A 25,038-nucleotide genomic window follows, 5' to 3' on the forward strand; every position below is an offset into this window, starting at 1 on the left:
AACAGTGAATGTGACGGCTGTTTCACCTTTTTCACTGCCCACCCATAGAATATAAGAAGTCCTAAAAAGGAAGGTAATAATATGAAGCGAAGATATACTCCCTATACTTTACCGCCTTGGGTGAAAAAATTCCGCGGTGTCTGCCAGCAGTTCATCGTCCCCTTTATCGTATTCCAAGGATTACGTACGCTGATTTTCCCGACTTTTTTCGATATGCTCCTGCTTATCGCGTTTATTTTCCTGGCCATGTCTTTGTATTTCGAATGGATTTAATTATTCCCTTACAGCAAAAAAATATACATGACTGGAGATGATCCAATCATGTATATTTAGCTTGGGGGTGATTGTTCTTCTTTGGCAGCCTCGGCAGCGGCCTTTTTCTTCTGTTCGATTTCTTCGATTCTCATCACCATATATTCAATATTTTTCAATAGCCAAAATTGCCGCTGAAGTTTCGTGACATTATCAAGCTCTGAACGATGGCCCCTGCCATCGGAATACCCCTTCACTAATTCCAAAGCTGATCCAGGGAATGCCAGATAACTTTGCATGAGCAATAATTCTTCTTCTTTTAACGGAAAATAACGAAAATAGTTATATAGCCAGTCAACACAGTCATCGCATTGGACAGGATAGGTCCTGGCCGATTTAACGAGAAATGGCAGTAAATCGAAATGCGGCGGAGCCGTATTCGAATTTTCAAAATTGATGAAGTAGCCATATCCCCGCTCATCATAAACGAAATGCTTCAAAGAAACCTTTCCGTGCGTTACCACGGTTCGAACCTTTTCACTATCCTTCGTTTTTTCATACCAGGTTTCAAACTTCTTGATCGAGTACTTCAGCGCCTGTGAAATATCAGTATAGAAAGAACAAACCGTCAGTTCGAATGGAGACATATACCACTTCTTTTCACAGCTGACAATATACTCTTCTATAAATTCCTTTTCGTTATTCCAGGCATCAAGCGTCCGCTCATAATGTGCTTCCCGTTCCTCAATATCCACTTGTATTTCCTTAACGGAAAGTGTATGCATCCGAGCAAGTTCCCTGAACAATTGCTTATGCTTTTCATCGCGCTCCCCGTCCCTTTCATCATTGAGCCAGGGCATCAGGTAATACAAACGTCCATTATGAAGAACAGCGTAACGCTGATCCATCGTTTGATAAATGGGAACGATTCGATTATAGCCGCGATGGTACAGTTTTTGAACATTTTTGATAAAATCAATGCCGTTATGCGGTGACATGGATTTCAAGGCAAATGTACCGCGATCACTGTATACTTTTTTTACACGCCCGAAGTCCTCAATATATTGTACATACATGGCATATTCCTTCAATACGGTCTCCGTGTCCCGATCCCGATTGGCAGGCTGCTGATTCTCGTTTTCCCTCACGAGACTCACTCACTTTCTCTAAAAAAACTAAACAATCCGCTTCCTCTAGCATTTAAAAAACAGGAGCAGAGCATATGCCCTGCTCTCTGTCCCGGTCAATTCTTATACGCAACCGCCTTCGGTATATAAATGACTTGCCCTTCATGGACGTTCTGATTCGACTCCAATTCATTGCTGAAAAGAATCGATTGAACCGTAACATCATATCGTTGAGCCAAGTCATCAAGCGTTTCCCCTTGCTGAACAATGCAAACCTTCATCCTTACCAGTTCTTCTTCTTGTTTCCGTCCGAATAAATCCATGATGGAAAGCTGCTTTTCATCATGATCGGCCGTTTCTTTTTCATCACGTTCCGCTGCTTGTTTCCTGCCTTTGAAACTCTTACCCTCCTTAGCCGGAGGCGCAGGTCTTTCCCTCTTTTTGAATAGATCGCTTATGGACGAATTGGATTCCTCTTCTTGCTCCACCTTCACATTCTCATTAAGGATAGGACCCGCTGTAACGGCATCGTCTTCCTGCCGGATGACATCCTCGGTTTCTACATTTAAAACTGGGCTACTTTCATGATTGGTTGCTTGACTTGGCTCTTCTTCTACTTCTTCTATAAATGTCACTCTAGGAATCTCCAAGGAATCCTGCCTGCTTGGTTCTTCCTCCAATTTTGCCTCTCCCATGGAAGGTACCTTTTCCGGGGAGTCAGGCGGATCACCAATTACTTCTTCCTCTACAGCTTGAGCTTCTTCCTGTCTATGCACTTCCGTTTCCCATTCCTCCTCTTCAGGATATGGTGAAACCGGGATTTCAAAAACGGGAGCATTATGCTGATCGCTTAAATAAATCGGTTCCTCTTCTTCTTCTTCGTTTGCTTCAGAAACCCGTTTTGACTCTGCAGAAAAAGGCGCGTATAACTCTTCTTCCTCCTCATCACGGAAAACGGGCTGAAAATCCGGGATTGGCGGCACTGCAGCTGCATAAGGAATATATGACTCATTTTCCCCATCCGTTTCCTCCTGATCCTCCGTTTCCCCAACTTCCTGCTCAGTATCAAACCGTTCTTCCACATATGAATCATTATAGATTCCGGTTATCAAAAGGTCCGCCTGCAATTTCAAGCAGTTATGCTCTGGCATGGCATAATCAAAGCTTTGAATCGAGACATCAACCTCATCCAAAGAGGCAATCCGATTATTCGGAATCGTTATATCAACCGGAAAACGGTGTGTGAACTCATTAAGTCCATTAGGATGCCTCTCGACCTTTTGAACCGCTTTTGGCAAAAAGGTCTGCGAAAACTCCTCTTCTTCACCATTTTGCGAGTCTTTGTATTCACCGCTTAAATCCAACGAGCCTCGTATAAAAACATATTGATCACTTTCTTGAATCGACACATTTGGATCAAGGGAAATAGAGTATAGCTCAGCCACTTCCTGTCCCTTCTGGAACCAAACGGATTCCTCTAAAGAAAATCGTAAATACGATTCATTTTCTTGCGACAAGACAACTCCTCCTTTCAGCTTCATGAAACGGTACCTATACCAATATCAATCTATGAAGGGAGGAAGCTGTTTATTCCTTAATTCATTTGCAGCTCTACATAGATATTCCCTGAATTAAAAGAAAGAGGTTCAATTTTCAGGCTAAATCAAGCGGGAATAACAATCAGCTTGAAAAACCCGCTCGGCATACCGCCATATTAATTCCCAACAGCCTATTAATTCTGCTTTCTACCAATTATTTTAACCTACCTCAAATTAATTCGGCCGTGAACGTTAAATTCGGTTCTTACACATACGGATTGAATTCAAAAAAACTGGCTGCATTTCTCCAAAATTTTTTGGAAAAATGGCAGCCAGTTCAAATTTATCATTATCGAATATCGCGGTAGCTCATGAAGCCTTGAATCATTTTTTTAATTTGGCAAAAGCCTGTTCTGCCGCAGCAATGGTTTTTTCGATATCTTCATCACTATGTGCAGTAGAAAGGAATAACCCTTCAAACTGTGACGGCGGCAAGTAGATGCCTTGATTCGCCATTTCCCTATAGTAGGAAGCAAAGAACTCTAAATCGGATGTTTTTGCTGTATCATAGTTTACGACATCTTCATTAGTAAAGAAAAGTCCAATCATGGAACCGGCACGGTTGAATGTATGGGGAACACCGTACTTATCCGCTGCCGCTCCAATTCCTTTTTCGAGCATATCCCCTTTTCGGGTGAACTCAACATAAGATTCTGGAGTCAATTGGCTCAGCGTTTCAAGGCCGGCCGTCATGGCAAGAGGATTACCGGACAATGTTCCCGCTTGATAGATTGTCCCACTCGGGGCAATTTGTTCCATGAATTCGCGCTTGCCTCCGAATGCTCCGACTGGCAAGCCGCCGCCAATTACTTTCCCAAGACAAGTCAGGTCAGGTACGATGCCAAAATAGCCTTGTGCACAATTATAGCCGACACGGAACCCTGTCATGACTTCGTCAAAAATCAATAGAGCCCCGTATTGGGTCGTCACTTCACGTAAGCCTTCGAGGAAACCAGGTTGTGGCGGAACCACACCCATATTCCCTGCAACAGGTTCTACGATGATACAGGCGATGTCTTCGCCAAATTGTTCAAACGCATATTTGGTTGCAGCAAGATCATTATATGCTACGGTAATCGTATTTTTTGCAATGCCTTCCGGTACACCAGGGCTATCCGGTAAACCTAATGTTGCAACGCCGGAACCCGCTTTGATCAGCAATGAATCGCCATGGCCATGATAGGAACCTTCGAATTTCAGGATTTTATCACGGCCTGTAATGCCTCGTGCCAGCCTTAGCGCACTCATCGTCGCTTCGGTTCCTGATGATACCATCCGGATCATTTCAATCGAAGGCACCCGTTCCATGACCAGCTTGGCCAGTTCATTCTCAATCAGTGTAGAGGTTCCAAAGCTTGTACCTGACTCCGCTACTTTTTTCAATGATTCCACGACACGGTCATTCGTGTGACCCAGGATGAGCGGTCCCCATGAAAGAACATAGTCGATATATTCATTTCCATCGATATCATACATTTTCGAGCCTTTTCCACGCTCCATGAAAATGGGATCCATGTCCACAGATTTGAAGGCACGTACCGGGCTGTTCACGCCGCCTGGCATCAAATTTTTTGCTTCGGCAAAAGCTTTTTTCGATTTTTCATATGACCGCATGATTCAATCCCCTTTTTCCATTACAGGTTATATTTTTTTATCATTGATTATCTTCGTTAATCCAGCGTGCTACCTCTTTTGAAAAATACGTGATGATCAAGTCGGAACCTGCGCGTTTCAAGCCTGTCAGCATTTCCATCACTATCGCTTTTTCATCAATCCAGCCGTTTTGGGCAGCAGCTTTGACCATTGAATATTCACCGCTGACATTATAGGAAACGATCGGAAGATTAAAGTTATTCTTAACGTCCCTGATGATGTCCATGTAGGAAAGGGCCGGTTTCACGATTAGGAAGTCCGCACCTTCAGCAACATCGGATTCAGCTTCACGAAACGCTTCAAGGCGATTGGCGGGATCCATTTGGTAAGTTTTCCTGTCGCCAAATTGCGGCGCACCATTCGCGGCATCACGGAATGGGCCATAAAAAGCCGAAGCATATTTCACCGCATAGGACATGATCGGAATATCTTCATAACCCGCTTCATCCAGACCTGCACGGATGGCCGCAACGAAACCGTCCATCATATTGGAAGGCGCAATGATGTCTGCGCCGGCCTCAGCCTGGCTGATTGCCGTTTTGGCAAGAAGGTCAAGAGAAGCGTCATTAAGGATTTTTTCCCCTTCAACGACCCCGCAATGGCCGTGGCTTGTATACTCGCAAAGGCAGGTATCCGCTATGACAATAACTTCAGGATATTGTTTTTTAATAAAGCGGGTTGCTTCTTGCACAAGTCCGTTGTGATGAAATGCCCCTGTTCCCTGTTCGTCTTTATCATGATCAAAAGGGACACCGAATAAAATGACTGATTTAATGCCCAGACTCACGACTTCATCCATTTCGGCCCCCAGATTATCCATGGATAGCTGATAGATACCTGGCATGGAGTTGATTTCATTTTTCACATTTTTCCCGTCGATGACGAAGATCGGATAAATCAAATCCTCTTTATGCAATTGTGTTTCACGGACTAAAGCCCTCATGCCAGCACTTGCACGCAAGCGGCGGTGGCGATTGAATGGAATGTTTTTCATTTGAAAGTTCCTCCCTGTTTATTTCTTTTCAAGATAAAGCGTATTAACTCCGCAACCATGGCATCCGTCGTATAAACATCTGGACAGACATCGACGGATAGCCCATGTTTTTCAGCCGTTTTAGCGGCAATCGGCCCGATGCAGGCGATGATGATCCGGTCTATGTATGTATCCAATTCATGGCTTTTCATGATCTGTAAAAAATGATTGACCGTCGATGAACTCGTAAAGGTCATGATGTCGATTTCATGGTTCTTTATAAGCTGCACCAGCTTTTTTTCACTGCTTCGAGGAAGCACTGTATGATAAATAATCACTTCATCACAGATTGCTCCAGCTTCATTGATCGCCTCCGCTATAACCGCCCTTGCGAGATTTCCTTTTGCCAGCAACACGCGGGCACCCGGATCAAGCAGGGTATTGAACTCCGCCACGAACCCTTCGGCAACAAACTGAGCTGGAACGAAATCCGCCTTATAACCATGCCGTTTCAGGGCCGCTTCTGTTTTGGAGCCGATTACGGCTATTTTCGGAAGCTTCAAAGGCTGGTTTCCAAGAAGCTTAAAGAAGAAATCCACCCCATTTTGACTGGTCAGAATGATCCAGTCATATGTAAGCAACTCTTCAAACCGCTGATGCACATCTTCCATATGATCTGGAAGGGTGAACTCAAGCAATGGCACAAGAAGCGGCGTTCCGCCATTTTTTTCGATCGACTCTTTTAAACCATCTGCCTGTCCTTTCCCTCTGGTGATTAATACCTGATAATCCTTAAGAGGTTGAACTGGGTTCATTACTGATCAAGCTCTTCTTTTACGCGATCGATCAATTCTTTACCGCCCATTTCGCTAATCTGTTTGGCAGCAGCATGCCCAACCGCCTCTGGATCAGCACCTTCAACCATTTCTTTATATATCACCTTTCCATCCGGAGCAGCGACCAAAGCCGTCAAGGAAACGGACCCATTATCTTTTGCCACCGCAAATCCGGCAATCGGCACCTGGCATCCGCCTTCCATTTTATCCAAAAAGGCACGTTCCGCCTCAACCGTCCTTTTCGTTTTTTCACATGTCAACTTTGCAAGTTCCGCCAGCAGTTCTTTGTCGTCTTCACGGCATTCAATGGAAAGAGCTCCTTGTCCAACTGCCGGAATGCATATATCTTCATCTAAAAATTCCGTTACGATGTCCTGCTCCCAACCCATTCTTGATAGTCCAGCTGCCGCTAAAATGATAGCATCATAATCTTCCGTTTTCAGCTTATTCAGACGGGTATCGATATTTCCGCGAATCCATTTAATTTCAAGGTCCGGCCTTCTAGCCAAAATTTGCGCGCCACGCCGCAAGCTGCTAGTACCTATGATGGAACCGGGCTTCAGTTCGGAAAGGGTTTCATGGTTCTTTGAAATCAAGGCATCCCGATGGTCCTCCCTCGGTGGTATGCAGCCGATCGTCAAACCTGGAGGCAGCACTGCCGGCATATCCTTCATACTATGTACGGCCATATCAATTTCTTTATCCAGCATCGCTTGTTCGATTTCTTTAACGAATAAGCCCTTTCCGCCGACCTTGGAAAGTGTTACATCAAGGATTTGGTCACCCTTTGTGACAATTTCCTTCACCTCGAACTCGTATGGGACCCCAAGTCCTTTAAGTTGATCGATCACCCAGTTCGTTTGGGTGATCGCTAATTTACTACGTCTTGAACCGACAATTATTTTTCTCATAGTTTCCTCCTATGTATTCCAAAAGTGGAATGTTGAAAGGCTTCCGAAAAGGAAAAAGTTAATTAACACAATCATGAAAGATCCAATATTCAGAAAGGCTAGCGTCCTTCCATACATTTGTTTCCGAATTTTCAAGTATAAAAACACACTGTAAGCAATAAGCAAAATAAATGAGCCGATGATCTTCATGTCCAGCCAGGATACCCCAGGGACTTTTATATAAGCCCATTGAATCCCCAGGATGAGGGAGACCACCAATAATGGAACACCTATAACTGCGAGGACATAGGACATATGCTCGAGCTTTGTTAAATCGCCGAGTCGAAGCAGGCGTTTTCCCCATTTCTTTCGTTTCAATAAATCATATTGAATTAAGTATAAAACTGAAAAAACGAAAGAAAGCGTGAATGCCCCATATGATAGGATCGCAAAAGTGATATGTATGAGCAATAGCTCTGAAACCAGGCGCTGTGCAAGCACTTGAGATTCTATCTGAACAGGTGCAAAGGTATGGATGGCCATAACCATGAAACCTAATACATTCGTAAAAAAGACCGTAAAATCGACTCTTAGCAATCGGTTAATGATCAATGATAGCGATATGAGGACCCATGCATAAAAATATAAGCCTTCAAAAATCGTCAATACCGGGAACCTTCCCGTTTTCAACACATACAGAAACAAAAAAATTGTTTGCAGCACCCAAACAATAGAAAGCAACCAGAAGGCGACCCTGTTCGCCTTCTGGTTATTATTAAGGAAATCAATAAAGTATAAAAGCATACTGATGGCATACAGCAAAACAGTGGCTTCATGCAATCTTGTCATTAGTAATTCCATATCTACCTCATTACTGGACAGGAACTGGATTCAATAGGGATGACTTGGAGCTGTTCCGTTCTTTTTCATCCGCAACCAGCTGGTCTTCAATCAATTCCTCTAAATGGAAGATTTTCACGAAATTATTTAATTGCTCTTTTGCATTCGGCTCATCTGCCAGCTCTTTTGCATAAAGTATCGGATCTTTCAGCATTTGGTTGATGATGCTTTTCGTATGCTTGTTCAGGACTTTTTTGTCACGTTCGCTCAAATGCGGAAGCTTTCTTTCGATGCTTTCCATCGTTTCCCTTTGTATCGATAGGGATTTTTCCCGTAAAGAAGAAATGACGGGAACCACACCAAGTAAATTAATCCACTGGTTGAAGTCCACGATTTCTGATTCGATCATCATTTCTATTTTCTCGGCAGCTTTTTTACGTTCTTCGATATTGGCTTGCACGATCCCTTCCAGATCGTCAATGTCATACAAGAAGACATTTTCCAGCTCGGCCAATGTTGGATCAAGGTCACGCGGCACTGCGATATCGACCATGAAAATAGGACGGCCCTTACGAAGCTTATTGACGAATGACATCATTTCTTTTGTTACAAGAAGATCTTTTGCACCAGTGGAAGTAATCAGGATATCGGTATCCACTAAAGCGCATTGAAGCTCTTGCAGCTGTTTGGCCGTACCATTGAATCTCTCAGCCAGGTCGACCGCTTTCTGAAAGGTGCGGTTAATGACCGTAATGCTGTCGGCGCCATTGCTATGCAGATTTTGAATGGCCAGCTCACCCATCTTACCGGCCCCAAGAATCAAGACATTCTTGCCGTTCAGGCCTCCAAAGATTTTTTTTGCAAGCTCGACTGCCGCATAGCTGACGGAAACGGCATTGGTATTGATTTCGGTTTCCGAATGAGCTTTTTTAGCTAATGTAAGGGCTTGCTTGAAGAGATGGTTAAAAACGGTACCGATCGTATCTTCCTTCTGCCCTAACAAATAGCTTGAACGTACTTGTCCCAAAATCTGAGTTTCTCCCAGTATCATGGAATTCAAACCGCAGGTAACTGAAAATAAATGCTCGACAGCCCCATCGCCTTCATAAATGAACAGATATTTAGAAAATTCTTCTTTATCGATGTTAAACCATTCCGAAAGAAATTCCTTGATATAATACCTACTTGTATGGAGCTGGTCCCCGACCGCATAGATTTCCGTCCTGTTACATGTTGAAATAATAATATTTTCCAAGATGCTTTTTTTATTTTTAAGAGCTTTCATTGCCTCGGCAAGTTCGGCTTCGTTAAACGATAGTTTTTCCCGAATTTCTACAGGGGCAGTTTTGTAATTTATACCAACCGCTAGAATATGCATCCTTTTGTTTTGCACCCCCAAAATTTTTCATGTAAATTAATTATACCATGTACTAAAATGGATTCACGCAAATAATATGAACAGTTTATGAAAACATATGCTACCATGAAAAGACAGCCAAAACGCCTCAATGCTACAAAAGGTGTCTAAGCGGGATTTGTAAAGTTACATACATATTTCGACATTGTGTACAAAAGTACCATATCAAAAATGGCAAAAAACTTCAAGTAATCGAATTGCATAGGAGGATAAAATGAAAACGCATCGTATTTTCCCAGGAATCGTTTTAATCGGTTTCGGGCTCTATTTTTTTCTTGAACATTCCCAAATCGAAATCTTTCCGGGCTTTTTCAGCTGGCCCACTTTATTATGTATTGTCGGTGCCGCCTTCCTGATTCAGGCATATAGCGGTAATGAATATGAGTCCATCCTGCCAGGCGTCATCTTACTTGGGTTCGGGGCCCACTTCCACATCGCCGAGAACCTGGAGATTTGGCCGGATGATATAGGTATCTTTATTTTAATCATCTCACTGGGATTTATTCTCCGGGCACGTAAAACAAATTCTGGAATGTTTCACGGGATGGTCATATTCATCGTCTCGATCACATTCTTATTCTACGATAAAATCACAACGTCTTTCGGGATTGTTGAAACAACCACCGCTAACATCGAAAGGTTTTGGCCCTTTGCCTTGATGGCGATCGGCATTTATTTTTTGGTTCGAAAAAAGTGAAGATTTTCGATTACATAATGAAAAAGGGTATTCCAGATGCGGAATACCCTTTTCTTTTACATATATTTCTTAAGGACGCCCCATGCTTGTTCCTTACCTTCGCCTGTTTCACCAGAGAATAGAAGCAATTCATCTTCTTTTTCCATATTTAACGTTTGGCGCGTGATTTTCAAGTGTTTCTGCCATTTGCCTTTTGGAATTTTATCCGCTTTGGTGGCAATGACGATCCGGGGCAGGTCATAATGCTTCAGGAATTCATACATTGCGATATCATCCTTTGTCGGCGGATGACGCAAATCGACGATCAGAAGCGCAGCGCGGAGCTGGTCACGGGAAGTGAAGTACGTTTCGATCATCTTCCCCCAAGCATCACGCTCCGTCTTGGATACTTTTGCATAACCATAACCCGGTACATCCACAAAATGGAGTGCTTCATTTATGATATAAAAATTCAAGGTCTGCGTCTTACCCGGTTTAGAGGATGTGCGCGCCAAGTTTTTTCGATTGATCATTTTGTTGATGAAACTGGACTTCCCAACGTTGGAACGGCCTGCCAAGGCAAATTCCGGTATTGGAGTATTGGGATATTGTTCAGGCTTCACAGCACTGATGACAATATCTGAACTTGTTACTTTCATTCGTTCACACCTACCAATGCATGCTCAAGGACTTCATCGACGTGTGAAACTGGAACAAATGTTAATGCTTTACGGACACTTTCCGGGATATCATCAATATCCTTTTCGTTATTTTGCGGGATGATGATTTTCGTAAGTCCTGCGCGATGGGCCGCTAAAGATTTTTCTTTAAGCCCGCCGATCGGAAGAACCCGTCCGCGTAATGTAATTTCGCCTGTCATGCCTACCTCTTTTCTGATCGGCCTATTTGTAAGGGCCGATATTAACGCTGTTGCAATCGTGATGCCTGCAGAAGGGCCATCTTTTGGAACCGCACCTTCGGGGACATGAATATGAATATCATATTTTTCATGGAAGTTCGCATTAATCTGAAGTTTCTCGGTTTTTGAACGGACATAACTGAAAGCAGCCTGGGCTGACTCTTTCATTACATCGCCAAGCTTTCCTGTAAGGATCAGCTTCCCTTTACCTGGTGATAAGGAAACCTCGATTTGCAGCGTATCGCCACCTACCGACGTGTATGCTAAACCATTAGCTACACCAACTTGGTTCTCGACCTCCGCCTGTCCATAATGGAACATGGTTTTCCCTAAAAACTCCTCGACATTCTTTTCAGCAATGACGACCCGCTTTTTATCTCCGGACACGATGATTTTTGCAGTCTTCCGACAGATGCCTGCAAGCTGTCGTTCCAGACTCCGAACACCGGCTTCCCGAGTATAGTAACGGATGATTTTTGTAAGTGCTTCCTCACGGACTTGCAATTGTGTCTTCAATAAACCATGGTTTTCAAGCTGTCTAGGCAGCAAGTGATCCTTGGCTATATGAAGTTTCTCTATCTCAGTATAACCTGCAATCGAAATGATTTCCATACGATCACGAAGCGGACCAGGAATCGATCCCAAATTATTTGCCGTTGCGACGAACATGACTTTGGAAAGATCGTAGGTTTCTTCAATATAATGATCACTGAAATTATGATTTTGCTCTGGATCGAGCACCTCAAGCATCGCTGCAGATGGATCTCCCCTAAAGTCATTGGACATTTTATCCACTTCGTCCAGTAAAAAGACCGGATTTATCGTTCCAGCTTTTTTCATGCCTTGAATGATCCGTCCCGGCATTGCCCCTACATATGTGCGGCGATGTCCGCGGATTTCTGATTCATCGCGCACCCCACCTAAAGATATACGGACGAAATTCCTATTCAGGGATGAAGCGATCGATTTAGCCAAGCTCGTTTTCCCGACTCCTGGCGGTCCCACCAAGCAAAGGATCGGTCCCTTCAATGATTTGGTCAATTGCTGTACGGCCAAATACTCAAGCACACGCTCCTTCACCTTTTCCAAACCATGGTGGTCCCGGTTCAGGATTTTTTCGGCTTTATGAATATTCAAGTCATCTTTGGTCGCTTTGGTCCAAGGAAGAGAGATCAGCCATTCGATATAATTGCGGATCACAGAGCTTTCGGCTGAGCTCGAAGGAACTTTTTCATAACGGTCCAATTCCTTTAATGCCGTTTCTTTGATATGCTCAGGCATATCCGCTTCTTCTATCTTTTCGTTCAGGACTTCAATTTCCCCTGTTTTTCCTTCTTTATCGCCCAATTCCTTTTGGATGGCTTTCATTTGCTCTCGTAAATAATATTCCTTTTGAGTCCGTTCCATCGAACGTTTAACACGCTGGCCGATCTTTTTCTCGAGAAAAAGAACTTCTTTTTCGTTATTGATGATCTCGATTACACGGCTAAGACGCTCTTTCATATCAATGGTCTCAAGCACTTCTTGCTTCTCCTTCAATTTCAAAGGCAAATGGGAAGCGATTATATCCGCTAATCGCCCAGGCTCTTCAATATCCGAAGTGGACGAAAACGTTTCACCGGTTATTTTCTTGGACATTTTTATGTATTGTTCAAAATAATCCAGTAGTGTGCGCATTAATGCTTGATGTTCAGCATCCTTTTCATCACTGTCTTCATATATTTTAATCTTGGCACCATAATGTGTCTCATAATCGTAAAATTCCATGACTTCTGCACGGTTCAACCCTTCCACCAACACCCGGATTGTACCATTCGGAAGCTTCAACATCTGTTTTACCTTTGTTAAAGTTCCCATTGTAAATAAATCTTCTTCACCTGGTTCGTCCAACGAAACATCTTGTTGTGTCGTCAAAAATATAAGATGGTCTTCCACCATTGCTTTCTCAAGGGCTTGTACCGATTTATCTCGGCCTACATCTAAATGAAGTACCATCGTTGGATATACAAGCAGTCCTCTAAGCGGCAGGAGGGGGACGATGATTTCTTTATCAGTCATTTCCTGACACCTCCATCTAATTAGTATCGTCGTTGTAAACTATTTACCCATGTTCTCAACCTTTTAACAATTCTATCCTATTTATATAGAAGTGTCTATTCGTTTACCTTAACACGTTTCGACTGCTATTATTATCTCCAATATTAGATAAAAAAGCACGCCTGAATGCGTGTTTATTTTTTACGGCAGGGTGGCTGGGAACGCCAATTTTGTCCTTAAAATGCCCCGGTTCTATTTTTAGCCGGGGCATATCCTTTATACACTTTCTTTTTTTGATAGGTCCAAGGTTGTGAGGATTTGTTCCGACATCAATTCTTTCTTCAGTGCCAGATCCAGCACTTCTTTCACATTCGAAACAGGAATGATCTCTATATCCTTGATTTCAGATAGAAGCGGCTGCATGTTTTCGGCTGGGATGATTACCTTTTTTGCCCCGGCAAGTTTAGCCGCCTTGATTTTCGGAATGACACCGCCGATCGGTTTAACGCCGGCATGAATGCTTATTTCCCCAGTCATCGCCACAGTGTGGTCAACAGGGATTTTATATATGGCCGAGTATATTCCTGTGGCCATTGCAATTCCTGCAGAAGGGCCATCCACTGGACTTCCGCCCGGAAAGTTCACATGGATATCGAATTGATTGGCAGGCACTCCCATCGAACGTAATACCGTAATGACATTTTCAATCGAACCTTTCGCCATGCTCTTGCGTCGAACCGATTTGCCACTCCCGCCGCCGATACTTTCTTCCTCAACGATACCGGTAATGTTTATCGAACCTTTTTCATCAGAGGCAGCCATTACCGTAACCTCTATTTCCAGCAATGCCCCGCTGTTTGGACCATAGACTGCAAGACCGTTGACAAGGCCTATTTTGGATTTCGCTTCTATTTTCCTGTCCATTCTTTGAGTCAGCTGGCTGCTATGGGCCATCCAATCTATATCTTCTTCCCTGATGAAAGTCCTGTTTTCATTAATTGAGATTCCTGCAAGGGTCTGAATCATGTTGACAGCTTCCCTGCCATTTCTGGCATAATCCGAAATCGATTCCAAGCCTTTATCACTGATGGTGATACCCACTTTATCTGAGGCATTCTTGGCCACGGCGATTATTTCTTCCCGGTCCAGTTCACGGAAAAACACTTCTATGCATCTTGAACGTATCGCAGGCGCGATTTCATTTGGCGTTCTTGTTGTGGCACCAATCAACCGAAAGTCAGCCGGCAGTCCATTTTTAAAAATATCATGGATGTGAGTGGGAATATTTTGATTTTCCTCTTGATAATAGGCACTTTCCAGAAAAACCTTACGATCTTCCAATACCTTTAAAAGTTTATTCATCTGTATCGGATGAAGCTCCCCTATTTCATCTATGAACAGTACGCCTCCATGTGCATTGCTGACTGCACCCTGCTTTGGCTGCGGAATGCCTGCCTGTCCCATTGCCCCGGCTCCTTGGTAGATTGGATCGTGCACAGAACCGATGAGCGGATCGGCAATCCCTCGTTCATCGAACCTGGCTGTGGTGGCGTCCAATTCAACAAAAACGGCCGAATTCTTAAAAGGGGACTTGCCATTTTTCTTCGCCTCTTCCAAAACAAGTCTGGCAGCTGCCGTTTTCCCTACCCCCGGAGGACCGTAAATTATCACATGCTGGGGATTCGGCCCACATAAAGCAGCTTTTAAAGATTTAATCCCATCTTCTTGACCGATGATTTCATTAAATGTGCTTGGTCTAACTTTTTCTGCCAATGGTTCTGTTAACGAAATCGATCTCATCTTCCGTAATTGGTCCATCTCCTTACGTGAATCACGGTCAATGGAAACTTTTTGTGTCCGTTGGCCTTTCAATAAGTTCAAAAAATACAATCCAATAATAATCCCAAAAAACAGCTGGATAAACAACGCCAATCCTGTCCAATTCATCTTATTCCCTCCTGCACTCTCCTAGTTTGTCATTTCTGTTAGTATCTCCTTTGGAAGGGCGAAATTATCCAAGAAATTCGTGTTGAAAAATTGGCGTTTTTATCCTAAATACAACAATTTAGAAAAAAGGGAAAAATCGAGTAGGAGGAGGCGCCTAGCCTCCGACCTCTCACACCACCGTACGTACCGTTCGGTATACGGCGGTTCAGTTTAAGTCTGACGTAGTTTTGTATATCGTTCATATAGATTTACTAACCCTTGGTGGAGCCAATAAACATTATTAAGGATTTTGTCTAGAATAGGACTATGCGCTATGCGCCAATAACCCTTTCTGCTATTTCCCCATTCATATGCTTTTCCAAATGGGACGCCTAATCCTTTGAGTTTCCTCACTCTCGTTCTTGGCAATTTCCATTGTTTCCATAGGCACATCCTGAGTCTTCTTCGAATCCATGAATCTAAATTCTTCAATACGTTCGGAGTATCAATGAGGGCGAAATACCCCATCCAACCTCTAAGGTATTGCTTTAACTTATTTATTCGGAGTTTCATGGGTATCGGTGATTTTCTCGAGGTCATTTCCCTGATTCGTTTCTTTACTCTCTTCACCGTTTGTTTAGCCAGTAGAACCTTCGGGTTCTTCTTTGACTTCGTGAAACTAAAACCGAGAAACGTTCTGTTCCAAGGGCGATCATACTTCGACTTCTCGTAGTTGACCTTTAGCTTCAGATTATTTTCAATGAAGTTTGAGATATTTCCCATTGCACGTTTAGCGGCTTTTCGTGTCTTCACAAAGATAGTACTGTCATCCGCATACCTTACGAATCGAAGATTACGTTTCTCTAGTTCTTTATCTAAATCGTCTAACATGATATTAGATAATATAGGACTTAACGGACCTCCTTGCGGAGTTCCCTCCTCACTTTTATGAAAAAGTCCGCCTATCATAATGCCTGCTTGAAGGAATTTACGAATCAGTTTGAGAACTCGTTTATCTTCAATTTTCCGCTCTAACATTCCCATGAGCTTGTCATGATTCACTTTATCGAAGAACTTCTCCAAGTCCATATCCACTACCCATGTATAACCTTCGGTTATATAGGACTTTGCCTTTCGAACCGCCTGGTGCCCTTGTTTGTTAGGGCGAAACCCATAGCTATTCTCCGAAAAGGTTGGGTCATATATCTTGGTCAATATTTGGGCAATGGCTTGTTGAATGAAACGGTCTAGAACGGTTGGAATACCCAATAGCCGAACTCCGCCGTTTGGTTTCGGGATTTCGATACGACGGACGGGCTGCGGTTGATAGGTACCCTGTAAAAGAGCAGTTTTCATGTTGTACCATTCGGTTACGAGGTGCGGTCTCAGGTTTTGAACCGGCATTCCATCTACACCATGGCTTCCCTTATTTCTTTCTACACGCTTCAATGCCTGTATTAAGTTTTCCCTCTCTAGTATCTGTTCCATTAACATCGTTGATATCCTTTCCCTACGTGGACGAGATGGTCTATTTGTGCCTTTATCTGCTCCGCCCTTTTGAAGTTCCCCGTGGATTCACCACTTCTTCCTTCAAATAAGTTCCGTTAGGAATTGTTTGCTTCTTCGCAAAATAACGAACGCCTAGTATCCGTCCTCCTCAATCTGTTCGGTCCTTCCTTATCTTCTCGAGTAGACAAGTACTATGACCTCTGCTGACTTCTGATGATTCAGCTGTCCATCACTGGACAGTTTACCAAGTGCACTTGGCTGTCATCAGACCTCCCCGGGTAAGAGTGCAATCTTTCCCTCCATCTGTCTGCTTCATTTACTCAGTACCACCTTCGGCAGTAAGGACTTTGTTTTGTTTCGCAAACTCATCCAATGATACCTAGCCTTATATGAAGTTCGTGTTCCTCAGACCGGAGGTTTGCCGCTTGCTTCCTTCAGATTCCACGTCGCCATGGACACCCTTGCATTAAGCTAACCATTACTACTGCCTTCATGGTTCGGGACTCACACCCTATAGATTGCACCCATGCCGGGCGCACGAAAAAGACTGCCAGGATGAACTGGCAGTCTCAGACTGTAAACAACTCGAAATTATCTGGTTTTACCCTACTGTTTTGAGGTTTTAACGTTGATTTCCACTGCAGGCACTCGCTTTCCGCGGGCGGTCTGCGCCTGCGGGGTCTCCCTCGGACGCACATTCCCGCAGGAGTCTCGTACCTTCCGTTACAATCAACTTTGGTCTAAAAACAAAAAGACTGCCAGCATTAACTGGCAGTCTTTCTTTTCCTTATAAATCAAGCAGATGTTTTCTTTTCTTGTCCTTTTATGGTTGTACCGTCTTTAAGGACGAGCTTTGGAGATTCATTTTTCGAAATCGTGCTGCCTGTAATTACACATTTTGCAACATCATCACGTGAAGGCAGATCGAACATCACTTCAAGGATGATGCCTTCGATGATGGAGCGCAGACCACGTGCACCAGTTTTGCGTTCAATTGCCTTTTTAGCAATTTCACTTAGCGCTTCCTGTTCGAATTCCAATTCAACATCGTCAAGCTCAAGTAATTTTTGATATTGTTTAACAAGGGCATTTTTCGGCTGTGTAAGGATTTCAATCAAAGCCGCTTCATCCAATTGCTCAAGAGTCGCAATTACCGGAAGACGTCCGATGAATTCCGGAATTAATCCGAAACGAAGCAAGTCTTCAGGAAGAACTTTGGAAAGCAATTCTTTTTCCGCAACATCATCCTTTTTCACGTCAGAGCCAAAACCAATGACTTTTTGCCCAAGACGGCGTTTGATGATCGGTTCGATGCCGTCAAAGGCACCGCCGCAGATGAACAAAATATTGGTCGTATCGATTTGGATGAATTCCTGATGTGGATGTTTACGTCCACCTTGAGGCGGAACGCTTGCAACCGTTCCTTCAAGAATTTTCAATAAAGCTTGTTGCACACCTTCACCAGACACGTCACGTGTAATAGAAGGATTTTCCGATTTACGGGCAACTTTATCGATTTCATCAATATAAATGATGCCTTTTTCCGCTTTTTCCACATCATAATCAGCTGCTTGGATTAATTTGAGAAGGATGTTTTCAACATCTTCCCCAACATATCCAGCTTCCGTCAAGGAAGTGGCATCAGCAATGGCAAAAGGAACATTGAGTAAACGTGCCAATGTTTGCGCAAGAAGGGTTTTCCCGCTTCCCGTCGGTCCGATTAGGGCGATGTTACTTTTAGAAAGCTCAACATCGTCGACTTTGCTATTGGAATTGATACGTTTATAATGGTTATAAACAGCTACAGCCAAAGATTTCTTTGCCTGTTCTTGTCCAATCACATATTCGTCAAGAATTTCGCGGATTTCCATAGGTTTAGGAACATCTCTGAATTCTACTTCTTCATCAGTTCCCAGCTCTTCCTCGACGATCTCCGTACAAAGTTCTATACACTCGTCACAAATATAGACACCTGGACCAGCAACCAGTTTACGGACTTGTTCTTGTGTTTTACCGCAAAAAGAACATTTTAACTGTCCTTTTTCATCATTAAATTTAAACATGTACGTTCACCCCTTTAAATACTCTTCCAACTCTATTACATAGCGGTACCTAATCGTAAAGAAAAAAAACTAGGCACACATCTGCTTAAACATTCCAAAATCCCTAGTATGTTTTGCATTTTATCATGTTCTTGGAAGTTTAGTAACAAAAATGCTCACGGTCCGAGTTGTTAAATAAGTACAATAATCAATCAATATGTATTTGCCCTTTACCAGCATGCCCAAAACTTCGGATTTTTAAAAGCAGGATTTGCTGTATAAATATGTATATGCGGTATTAGAACTAATCTACACCGAAATCCAAAAAAAATCAATCAGGAATTAACCGATATTTAAAATTTACACTAATTCTCAATATGTATAAAACAAGGCACGATTACTCGCGCCTTGTTTTTTTAAAGGAAATATTTAAATCTACTTATTTATAAAAATTATTTAGCGTCAACTGTTTTGCTGTTTTCTACCAAAAAGTCAATTGCTTTCTTAATTTTAAGATCGCCTTTGATTCCTTCTAAGTTTCCAAGAGCTTGTTTGATCGCGTCAACTTCCATATTGTACATAGTAGCCATTTGTGCAAGTTCAGCTTCTACATCTTCGTCAGTCGCTTCAAGTTTTTCAACTTCTGCGATTGCTTCAAGAGTAAGGCTCGTACGAACTTGTCCTTCAGCTTCTTCTTTCATTTGCGCTTTTAAAGCTTCTTCGTCTTGACCTGAGAATTGGTAGTAAAGTTCCAAATTAAGACCTTGAGATTGGATGCGTTGAGAGAACTCATTCATCATGCGGTCAACTTCGTTTGAAATCATTGCTTCAGGAACGTCGATTTCTGCACCTTCAACAGCTTTACCAATTACAGTGTTTTGGATGAAGTTTTCTTCTTCATGTTTTTTGTCATGCTCTAATTTATGTTTTGTTTTTTCTTTAAGTTCAGCCAAAGTTTCCACTTCGTCGTCGACATCTTTCGCGAACTCATCATCCAACTCAGGAAGTTGTTTTGTTTTGATTTCGTGAATTTTCACTTTGAATACTGCTGGTTTACCTGCAAGTTCAGCAGCATGGTATTCTTCAGGGAATGTAACTTCGATATCTTTTTCAGCGCCAGTTTCAAGACCGACAAGTTGCTCTTCGAATCCTGGAATGAAAGAGTTTGAACCGATTTCCAATGAATGGTTTTCTGAAGCTCCGCCTTCGAATGCTTCACCGTCAACGAATCCTTCGAAGTCAAGAACAACCGTATCGCCTTCAGCGACTTGTCCTTCTTCTTTAACGACAAGTTCAGCTTGACGCTCTTGTAAAGTTTTCAATTCGTTTTCAACATCTTCGTCAGTTACTTCAGTATTGAATTTTTCAACTTCAACACCTTTGTAATCTCCCAATTTAACTTCAGGCTTAACTGTTACAGTTGCAGTGAAGATCAGGTTTTCGCCTTTTTCCATTTTCTCGATGTCGATTTCTGGACGATCTACAGGCTGAATTCCAGCTTCTTCGACAGCATTTGCGTAAGCATCTGGAAGAATGATATCAAGCGCATCTTGGTAAAGTGATTCTACGCCGAATTTTTTTTCGAACATTTGACGTGGCATTTTACCTTTACGGAAGCCAGGTACATTTACTTGTTTCACTACTTTTTTGAAAGCTGCGTCTAAACCTTCGTTTACTTTTGCAGCGTCAACTTCAATTGTTAGTACGCCTTGATTACCTTCTTGTTTTTCCCATTTTACAGACATGTGTTTCCCTCCAAAAATCTATATACTTCAATAATAAGCATTGGATGATTATGCTTTGCAAGTGTTAACAAGTCATCCTTCAAATATACCCCCAAAATAATGGGGAAATCGTCAAAATTAGACGAATTATACATTACAACCACTACATTATACCACAGGATTAATCTGTTACAACAGCAATAGCTTAAATAATAGGATAAGAAATTTCTTCAATTTCTTTTATATAGGAAAGAATATCCGCAACGCTTTCCTCATCTGCCTGGTAAAGATCCGCTAAGTCCCTCACGGAAACTTCCCCGGTCATGTACTCTTCCGCCAAGGCATGGTAGGCAGCTGCCCATGCAGGCAAGCTTTCAGGTCCTGGTTCAAAAGGAAACAATAAAAAAGAATGACGTTCAATCAAACTATGGACCATTTCATATAAGCTCGGATTATCCTGACTGATTTCCTCTTCGGCCAGTCCGGTCACCATCTTATAGAAGTCCGTCTCCTTCAAACTTTTCAATTCCCTTGGGATGACCGACTTCGATTGATTGAATTTCCTCACCGTCATTTCCTCGTTATACTCCTGGTCGATAAGGATGTTAAGGAGCATCGTTTTGAAGAAAGGATGTCCCTCATCTTTTTGTAGAAATTCTTCGATTTGAGGGATAAATGGTCGAATATTGATATTCGTGAGTTTTGAAATGACCATAAGCATTTCATTATCCGTTTTCCCTTCAAAAAGTTCATCCTCTTGCATTTCCTCTGAAAGCTGTTGATTTTGCCTTTCTTTCTCTTCTTTTTTATCCTCAAGGGCCCTTTTACTGAACTGAAGCATCTTTTCGAAATGTTCCTCTTTATCAAAGGGAATTTGGTTTTCTTCAAATAGCAATTCGATCGTCGTGACCATTTCCTGATGCTCGCCTAATTGCAGCAGTACCATCAAATAAATATTGATCAGTTGAAAATAGTCGCCGATGCCTTTATTCAGCATCTCTATACACAACTCTTTTGCCTCCTGGTAATACTCAAGTTCAACTAGTGAGACCACCAGTCCCATGCAAACTTCATCATTTTCAGGCTCATACTCCCTGGCTTGGCTGAAAAGCTGTGCAGCCGCTTTAAAGTTCCTGTTACCAAGCTCATCCAGTCCTTTTACAATCAGCCTCTCACCGAGATTTGGAAAGGCGATAATCTTTGTTTCTCCGGCCTTCTTTTGGTTGTTCCCATCATCCATCCTATTTTCCGCCTCACCGTTCGCTTTTTGAGAAACAGTTTAGCATGTAATAGCTGGAAACACAAAAATTTATATGGGCGGATACCTTCTTTCCCCGATAAAAAAATCCCGTATCCTTTCAAATAAGAAAGGATAACGGGAAATGACTTTTTTCTATTAAATACTCGATACAGCCTTTTTTTGAGATTCATAGGCAGAAATCTCTTTATCATATTGAAGCGTTATCGAAATTTCATCCCAGCCTTTGACGAGCATTTCCTTCCAATATGGATGAATTTCAAAGCTCGTTTCAAACCCTTGACCATCTTTCAATGTCTGATTGGGAAGGTCGATAGTCAGCTCATAATCAGGTGCCGACACTCTCTCCATTAAATAGTTTACTTCAGTCTGGGTCAAAGCGATGGGGACCATGCCATTTTTCATGCAATTACTTTTAAAGATATCAGCATAAGACGGAGCGATGATGATATCGAACCCGTAGTCTTTCAAAGACCAAGGGGCATGCTCACGGGACGAACCGCAGCCAAAATTTTCACCTGCTATTAATATGGACGTGTTTTGATTATGGGGCTGATTCAATTCAAAATCAGGACGTTTCTTCCCATTTTCATCAAAACGCCAGTTATAGAATAAAAATTCGCCAAATCCGCTTCGCTCAATCCTTTTTAAAAATTGCTTTGGAATGATTTGGTCCGTATCCACGTTTTTACGGTCAAGTGCCGCCGCTCTTCCTTTATATATAGTAATGGGTTCCATTTTCTGCACCTCCGGTTAATTCGTATTCTTATTGGACTTGTTCAGTTCTTTTCAAATTCCTAATATCGACAAATTTCCCATGAATGGCGGCCGCGGCAGCCATAGCCGGACTAACCAGGTGTGTTCTTGCCCCAGCTCCTTGCCTGCCTTCGAAGTTCCGATTGCTTGTGGAGGCACAATGCTCGCCTGCCGGAACCACGTCAGGGTTCATGCTCAGGCACATGCTGCAGCCCGATTCGCGCCATTCGAAGCCAGCAGATTTGAAAATTTCATCCAACCCTTCATCTTCCGCTTGCCTTTTGACGCTTTGTGAACCGGGAACGACCATCGCCCGAACCCCTTTTTGAACAGTTTGGCCATCGATCATTCCTGCGGCTTGCCTTAAGTCCTCAATGCGTGAATTGGTACACGATCCTATGAATACATGTTGTACGGGAATTTCCGTGATCGGCATCCCTTCCTCAAGGCCCATATACTCAATGGCTCGATTCAGTTCCTTAGGATCCATGATATCCTCTGCGAGGGTAGGTACTTTTCCGTCCACGCCACTAGCCATTCCAGGATTTGTCCCCCAGCTGACCATTGGTGAAATCAGGCTGCCATCAAGAATGATTTCTTGGTCATAAACAGCATCCTCATCACTGGAAAGTGACTTCCAGTCCTGAACACATTGCTCGAACTCTTCTCCTTTCGGCAAATATTTACGGCCTTTCAAATAAGAGAACGTTGTTTCATCAGGAGCTACCAGCCCTGCTCTTGCCCCGCCTTCAATCGACATATTGCAGACCGTCATTCTTTCTTCCATTGACATATCCCGGAAAACTTCCCCGCAATACTCGATGATATGTCCCGTACCGAAATCGACGCCGAATTTGGAAATTACATATAAAATGACATCTTTCGCCATCACGCCATGACCAAGCTTGCCATTGACCTCAAGCTTCAATGTTTTGGGTTTTGTTTGCCATAGGGTTTGTGTGGCCAAAACATGCTCGACCTCACTCGTACCGATTCCAAATGCAATCGAGCCAAACGCACCATGCGTGGAAGTATGACTGTCTCCGCAGACAATCGTCATCCCTGGCTGTGTAAGCCCTAATTCAGGCCCGATAACGTGAACGATACCTTGATCCGGACTGTCTAAATCAGCAAGGCGGATACCGAACTCCTTACAGTTTTGCTCAAGCGCCTCTAGTTGTTTCCTCGCAATATCATCCTCGATGAAATAGCGATTAACGGTTGGCACATTATGATCCATTGTCGCGAAAGTACGATCGGGTCTCCTGACTTTCCGTCCTTTTAATCTCAATCCTTCAAATGCTTGCGGAGAGGTCACTTCATGAATATATTGAAGGTCTATATAAATTAAATCCGGTTTATTCTCCTCTTCATTTACAATATGGCGATCCCATATTTTCTCTATTATCGACTTACCCATCACTATCCCACCTCGATCAATCTTGTATTTTTTTTAAAAAACACGGCCTAATGTTAGGCCGTGAAAGAAGTTTATGCATAAGCTCCCATGATGTTGGAAATGGCTTCCTGGTCTAAAAGGTTTGCTTTTATTTCTGCAATCATCTCTGAGGTAGACGTAATTGTCGGTTGGCCATTTGCGATATCGCCTGTTCTCAAGCCATATTCAAGGACCGTTTCCACCGCCTGTTCAACTGCTTTCGCCTCATCTTCCAAACCAAAGGATAGACGCAGCATGGAAGCCGCCGATAAAATCGTCCCAATCGGATTAGCCAGGTTTTTGCCTGCGATATCCGGGGCAGAGCCATGAATCGGTTCATATAGATTAGGACCATTAGTTGATAGGGAGGCGGAAGGAAGCATTCCAAGCGAGCCAGTCAATACCGACGCTTCATCGCTTAAAATATCACCGAACATATTCTCCGTCACGATAATATCAAATTGTTTCGGGTTTTTGATCAATTGCATGGCTGCATTATCAACAAGCATATGTTCAAGGATTACATCCGGATAGTCCTTGGCAATTTCTTCAGCCGTCTCACGCCACATCCTGCTTGATTCAAGAACATTCGCTTTATCCACGGAAGTTACTTTTTTCTTGCGCTCCGATGCTAATGAAAAAGCAAGTTCGATGATGCGCTTCATTTCGCTTTTCTGATAGAAAAGTGTATCGACGACCGCTTCTTTCCCTTCTTTTTCAACGCGCTCACTTGGCTTTCCGAAATAAAGGCCGCCAGTTAGTTCCCTGACAATCACGAAATCCACATCTTCAATGAATTCCTTCTTAAGAGGAGAAGATTCCGACAAGCTGGAATAATAGCTGATTGGACGGATGTTAGCATAAAGATTCAAATCTTTTCGGATTTTCAACAAACCTCGTTCCGGTCTTAGGTGCGCAGGCTGGTCATCCCACTTAGGTCCTCCAACGGCCCCTAATAATACCGCATCGCTGTTTTTACAAATCTCCACTGTTTCATCCGGCAGGGGTGAACCTGTGCTATCGATGGCCCCTCCGCCAATCTCACCATATTGAAATTCAAAATCGTGTCCATATCTTTGGGCAACGGCTTCGAGGATTTCTACAGCGCCTCTTGTTACTTCTTTCCCGATGCCATCTCCTTGAAGCACCGCAATATTCCTTTTCATC

Annotated in this window: 20 protein-coding genes; 2 read left to right on the top strand and 18 right to left on the bottom strand. The window is 43.0% G+C overall.

Annotated features, from left to right (window positions below):
• The first annotated feature begins 81 nt into the window (after positions 1–81).
• On the top strand, positions 82–273 hold the full coding sequence (locus tag NYE65_RS04530) for a hypothetical protein (RefSeq protein ID WP_034308896.1): 192 nt from the start codon (positions 82–84) through the stop codon (positions 271–273).
• A gap of 56 nt (positions 274–329) precedes the next feature.
• On the opposite strand, the gene ysxE is transcribed toward NYE65_RS04530, so the two are convergent.
• From ysxE to hemA, 8 genes are all read right to left on the bottom strand, one after another.
• The gene (ysxE, locus tag NYE65_RS04535) at positions 330–1,400 is read right to left on the bottom strand and encodes a spore coat protein YsxE (protein ID WP_340859943.1); all 1,071 of its coding nucleotides are present in this window, start codon (positions 1,398–1,400) and stop codon (positions 330–332) included.
• A 95-nt stretch (positions 1,401–1,495) separates the two neighbouring features.
• A complete protein-coding gene (gene spoVID / locus NYE65_RS04540; protein WP_328134167.1) occupies positions 1,496–2,896 on the bottom strand; it encodes a stage VI sporulation protein D in 1,401 nt (466 codons plus the stop codon).
• A gap of 405 nt (positions 2,897–3,301) precedes the next feature.
• A complete protein-coding gene (gene hemL / locus NYE65_RS04545) occupies positions 3,302–4,591 on the bottom strand; it encodes a glutamate-1-semialdehyde 2,1-aminomutase (protein WP_063575549.1) in 1,290 nt (429 codons plus the stop codon).
• 40 nt (positions 4,592–4,631) lie between these two features.
• Positions 4,632–5,624 carry a porphobilinogen synthase gene (hemB, locus tag NYE65_RS04550; protein ID WP_048688903.1) on the bottom strand — a complete coding sequence of 331 codons (993 nt, stop codon included), beginning with the start codon at positions 5,622–5,624 and terminating at the stop codon, positions 4,632–4,634.
• Positions 5,621–6,418, bottom strand: a complete 798-nt coding sequence (locus NYE65_RS04555) for a uroporphyrinogen-III synthase (protein ID WP_098185769.1) — start codon at positions 6,416–6,418, stop codon at positions 5,621–5,623. Before NYE65_RS04555 ends, hemB begins: the two co-directional genes overlap by 4 nt.
• A complete protein-coding gene (gene hemC, locus NYE65_RS04560) occupies positions 6,418–7,350 on the bottom strand; it encodes a hydroxymethylbilane synthase (RefSeq protein ID WP_034308911.1) in 933 nt (310 codons plus the stop codon). Before hemC ends, NYE65_RS04555 begins: the two co-directional genes overlap by 1 nt.
• A gap of 9 nt (positions 7,351–7,359) precedes the next feature.
• Positions 7,360–8,190: a cytochrome C assembly family protein gene (locus NYE65_RS04565; RefSeq protein WP_034308913.1), complete on the bottom strand. Its 831-nt coding sequence runs from the start codon at positions 8,188–8,190 to the stop codon at positions 7,360–7,362.
• A gap of 10 nt (positions 8,191–8,200) precedes the next feature.
• The gene (gene hemA / locus NYE65_RS04570; protein WP_063594332.1) at positions 8,201–9,547 is read right to left on the bottom strand and encodes a glutamyl-tRNA reductase; all 1,347 of its coding nucleotides are present in this window, start codon (positions 9,545–9,547) and stop codon (positions 8,201–8,203) included.
• 253 nt (positions 9,548–9,800) lie between these two features.
• Between hemA and NYE65_RS04575 the strand changes: the two genes are divergently transcribed.
• Positions 9,801–10,283, top strand: coding sequence for a LiaI-LiaF-like domain-containing protein (locus tag NYE65_RS04575; RefSeq protein ID WP_034308917.1), 483 nt, complete (start codon positions 9,801–9,803; stop codon positions 10,281–10,283).
• A 56-nt stretch (positions 10,284–10,339) separates the two neighbouring features.
• On the opposite strand, the gene yihA is transcribed toward NYE65_RS04575, so the two are convergent.
• From yihA to leuB, 10 genes are all read right to left on the bottom strand, one after another.
• Positions 10,340–10,921: a ribosome biogenesis GTP-binding protein YihA/YsxC gene (gene yihA, locus NYE65_RS04580; protein ID WP_034308918.1), complete on the bottom strand. Its 582-nt coding sequence runs from the start codon at positions 10,919–10,921 to the stop codon at positions 10,340–10,342.
• Positions 10,918–13,239, bottom strand: coding sequence for an endopeptidase La (gene lon, locus NYE65_RS04585; RefSeq protein ID WP_340859944.1), 2,322 nt, complete (start codon positions 13,237–13,239; stop codon positions 10,918–10,920). Before lon ends, yihA begins: the two co-directional genes overlap by 4 nt.
• Before the next feature lie 255 nt (positions 13,240–13,494).
• Positions 13,495–15,165, bottom strand: a complete 1,671-nt coding sequence (gene lonB / locus NYE65_RS04590) for an ATP-dependent protease LonB (RefSeq protein WP_340859945.1) — start codon at positions 15,163–15,165, stop codon at positions 13,495–13,497.
• 210 nt (positions 15,166–15,375) lie between these two features.
• On the bottom strand, positions 15,376–16,638 hold the full coding sequence (gene ltrA, locus NYE65_RS04595; RefSeq protein ID WP_340859946.1) for a group II intron reverse transcriptase/maturase: 1,263 nt from the start codon (positions 16,636–16,638) through the stop codon (positions 15,376–15,378).
• A gap of 809 nt (positions 16,639–17,447) precedes the next feature.
• The gene (gene clpX / locus NYE65_RS04600) at positions 17,448–18,716 is read right to left on the bottom strand and encodes an ATP-dependent protease ATP-binding subunit ClpX (RefSeq protein ID WP_057276653.1); all 1,269 of its coding nucleotides are present in this window, start codon (positions 18,714–18,716) and stop codon (positions 17,448–17,450) included.
• A 431-nt stretch (positions 18,717–19,147) separates the two neighbouring features.
• Positions 19,148–20,440 (bottom strand): trigger factor, encoded by a 1,293-nt coding sequence (gene tig / locus NYE65_RS04605; protein ID WP_034308928.1) that lies wholly within the window; start codon positions 20,438–20,440, stop codon positions 19,148–19,150.
• Between the two features lie 184 nt (positions 20,441–20,624).
• Positions 20,625–21,659 (bottom strand): tetratricopeptide repeat protein, encoded by a 1,035-nt coding sequence (locus tag NYE65_RS04610; RefSeq protein ID WP_268590983.1) that lies wholly within the window; start codon positions 21,657–21,659, stop codon positions 20,625–20,627.
• A gap of 156 nt (positions 21,660–21,815) precedes the next feature.
• Positions 21,816–22,415: a 3-isopropylmalate dehydratase small subunit gene (gene leuD / locus NYE65_RS04615; protein ID WP_241634785.1), complete on the bottom strand. Its 600-nt coding sequence runs from the start codon at positions 22,413–22,415 to the stop codon at positions 21,816–21,818.
• A gap of 28 nt (positions 22,416–22,443) precedes the next feature.
• Positions 22,444–23,853 carry a 3-isopropylmalate dehydratase large subunit gene (gene leuC, locus NYE65_RS04620; protein WP_034308934.1) on the bottom strand — a complete coding sequence of 470 codons (1,410 nt, stop codon included), beginning with the start codon at positions 23,851–23,853 and terminating at the stop codon, positions 22,444–22,446.
• A 71-nt stretch (positions 23,854–23,924) separates the two neighbouring features.
• Positions 23,925–25,037, bottom strand: coding sequence for a 3-isopropylmalate dehydrogenase (gene leuB, locus NYE65_RS04625; protein WP_340859947.1), 1,113 nt, complete (start codon positions 25,035–25,037; stop codon positions 23,925–23,927).
• Position 25,038 lies beyond the last annotated feature (1 nt).

It is taken from the genome of Peribacillus sp. FSL R5-0717, assembly GCF_038002945.1.
GTDB classification, from domain to species: Bacteria; Bacillota; Bacilli; order Bacillales; family DSM-1321; genus Peribacillus; species Peribacillus frigoritolerans.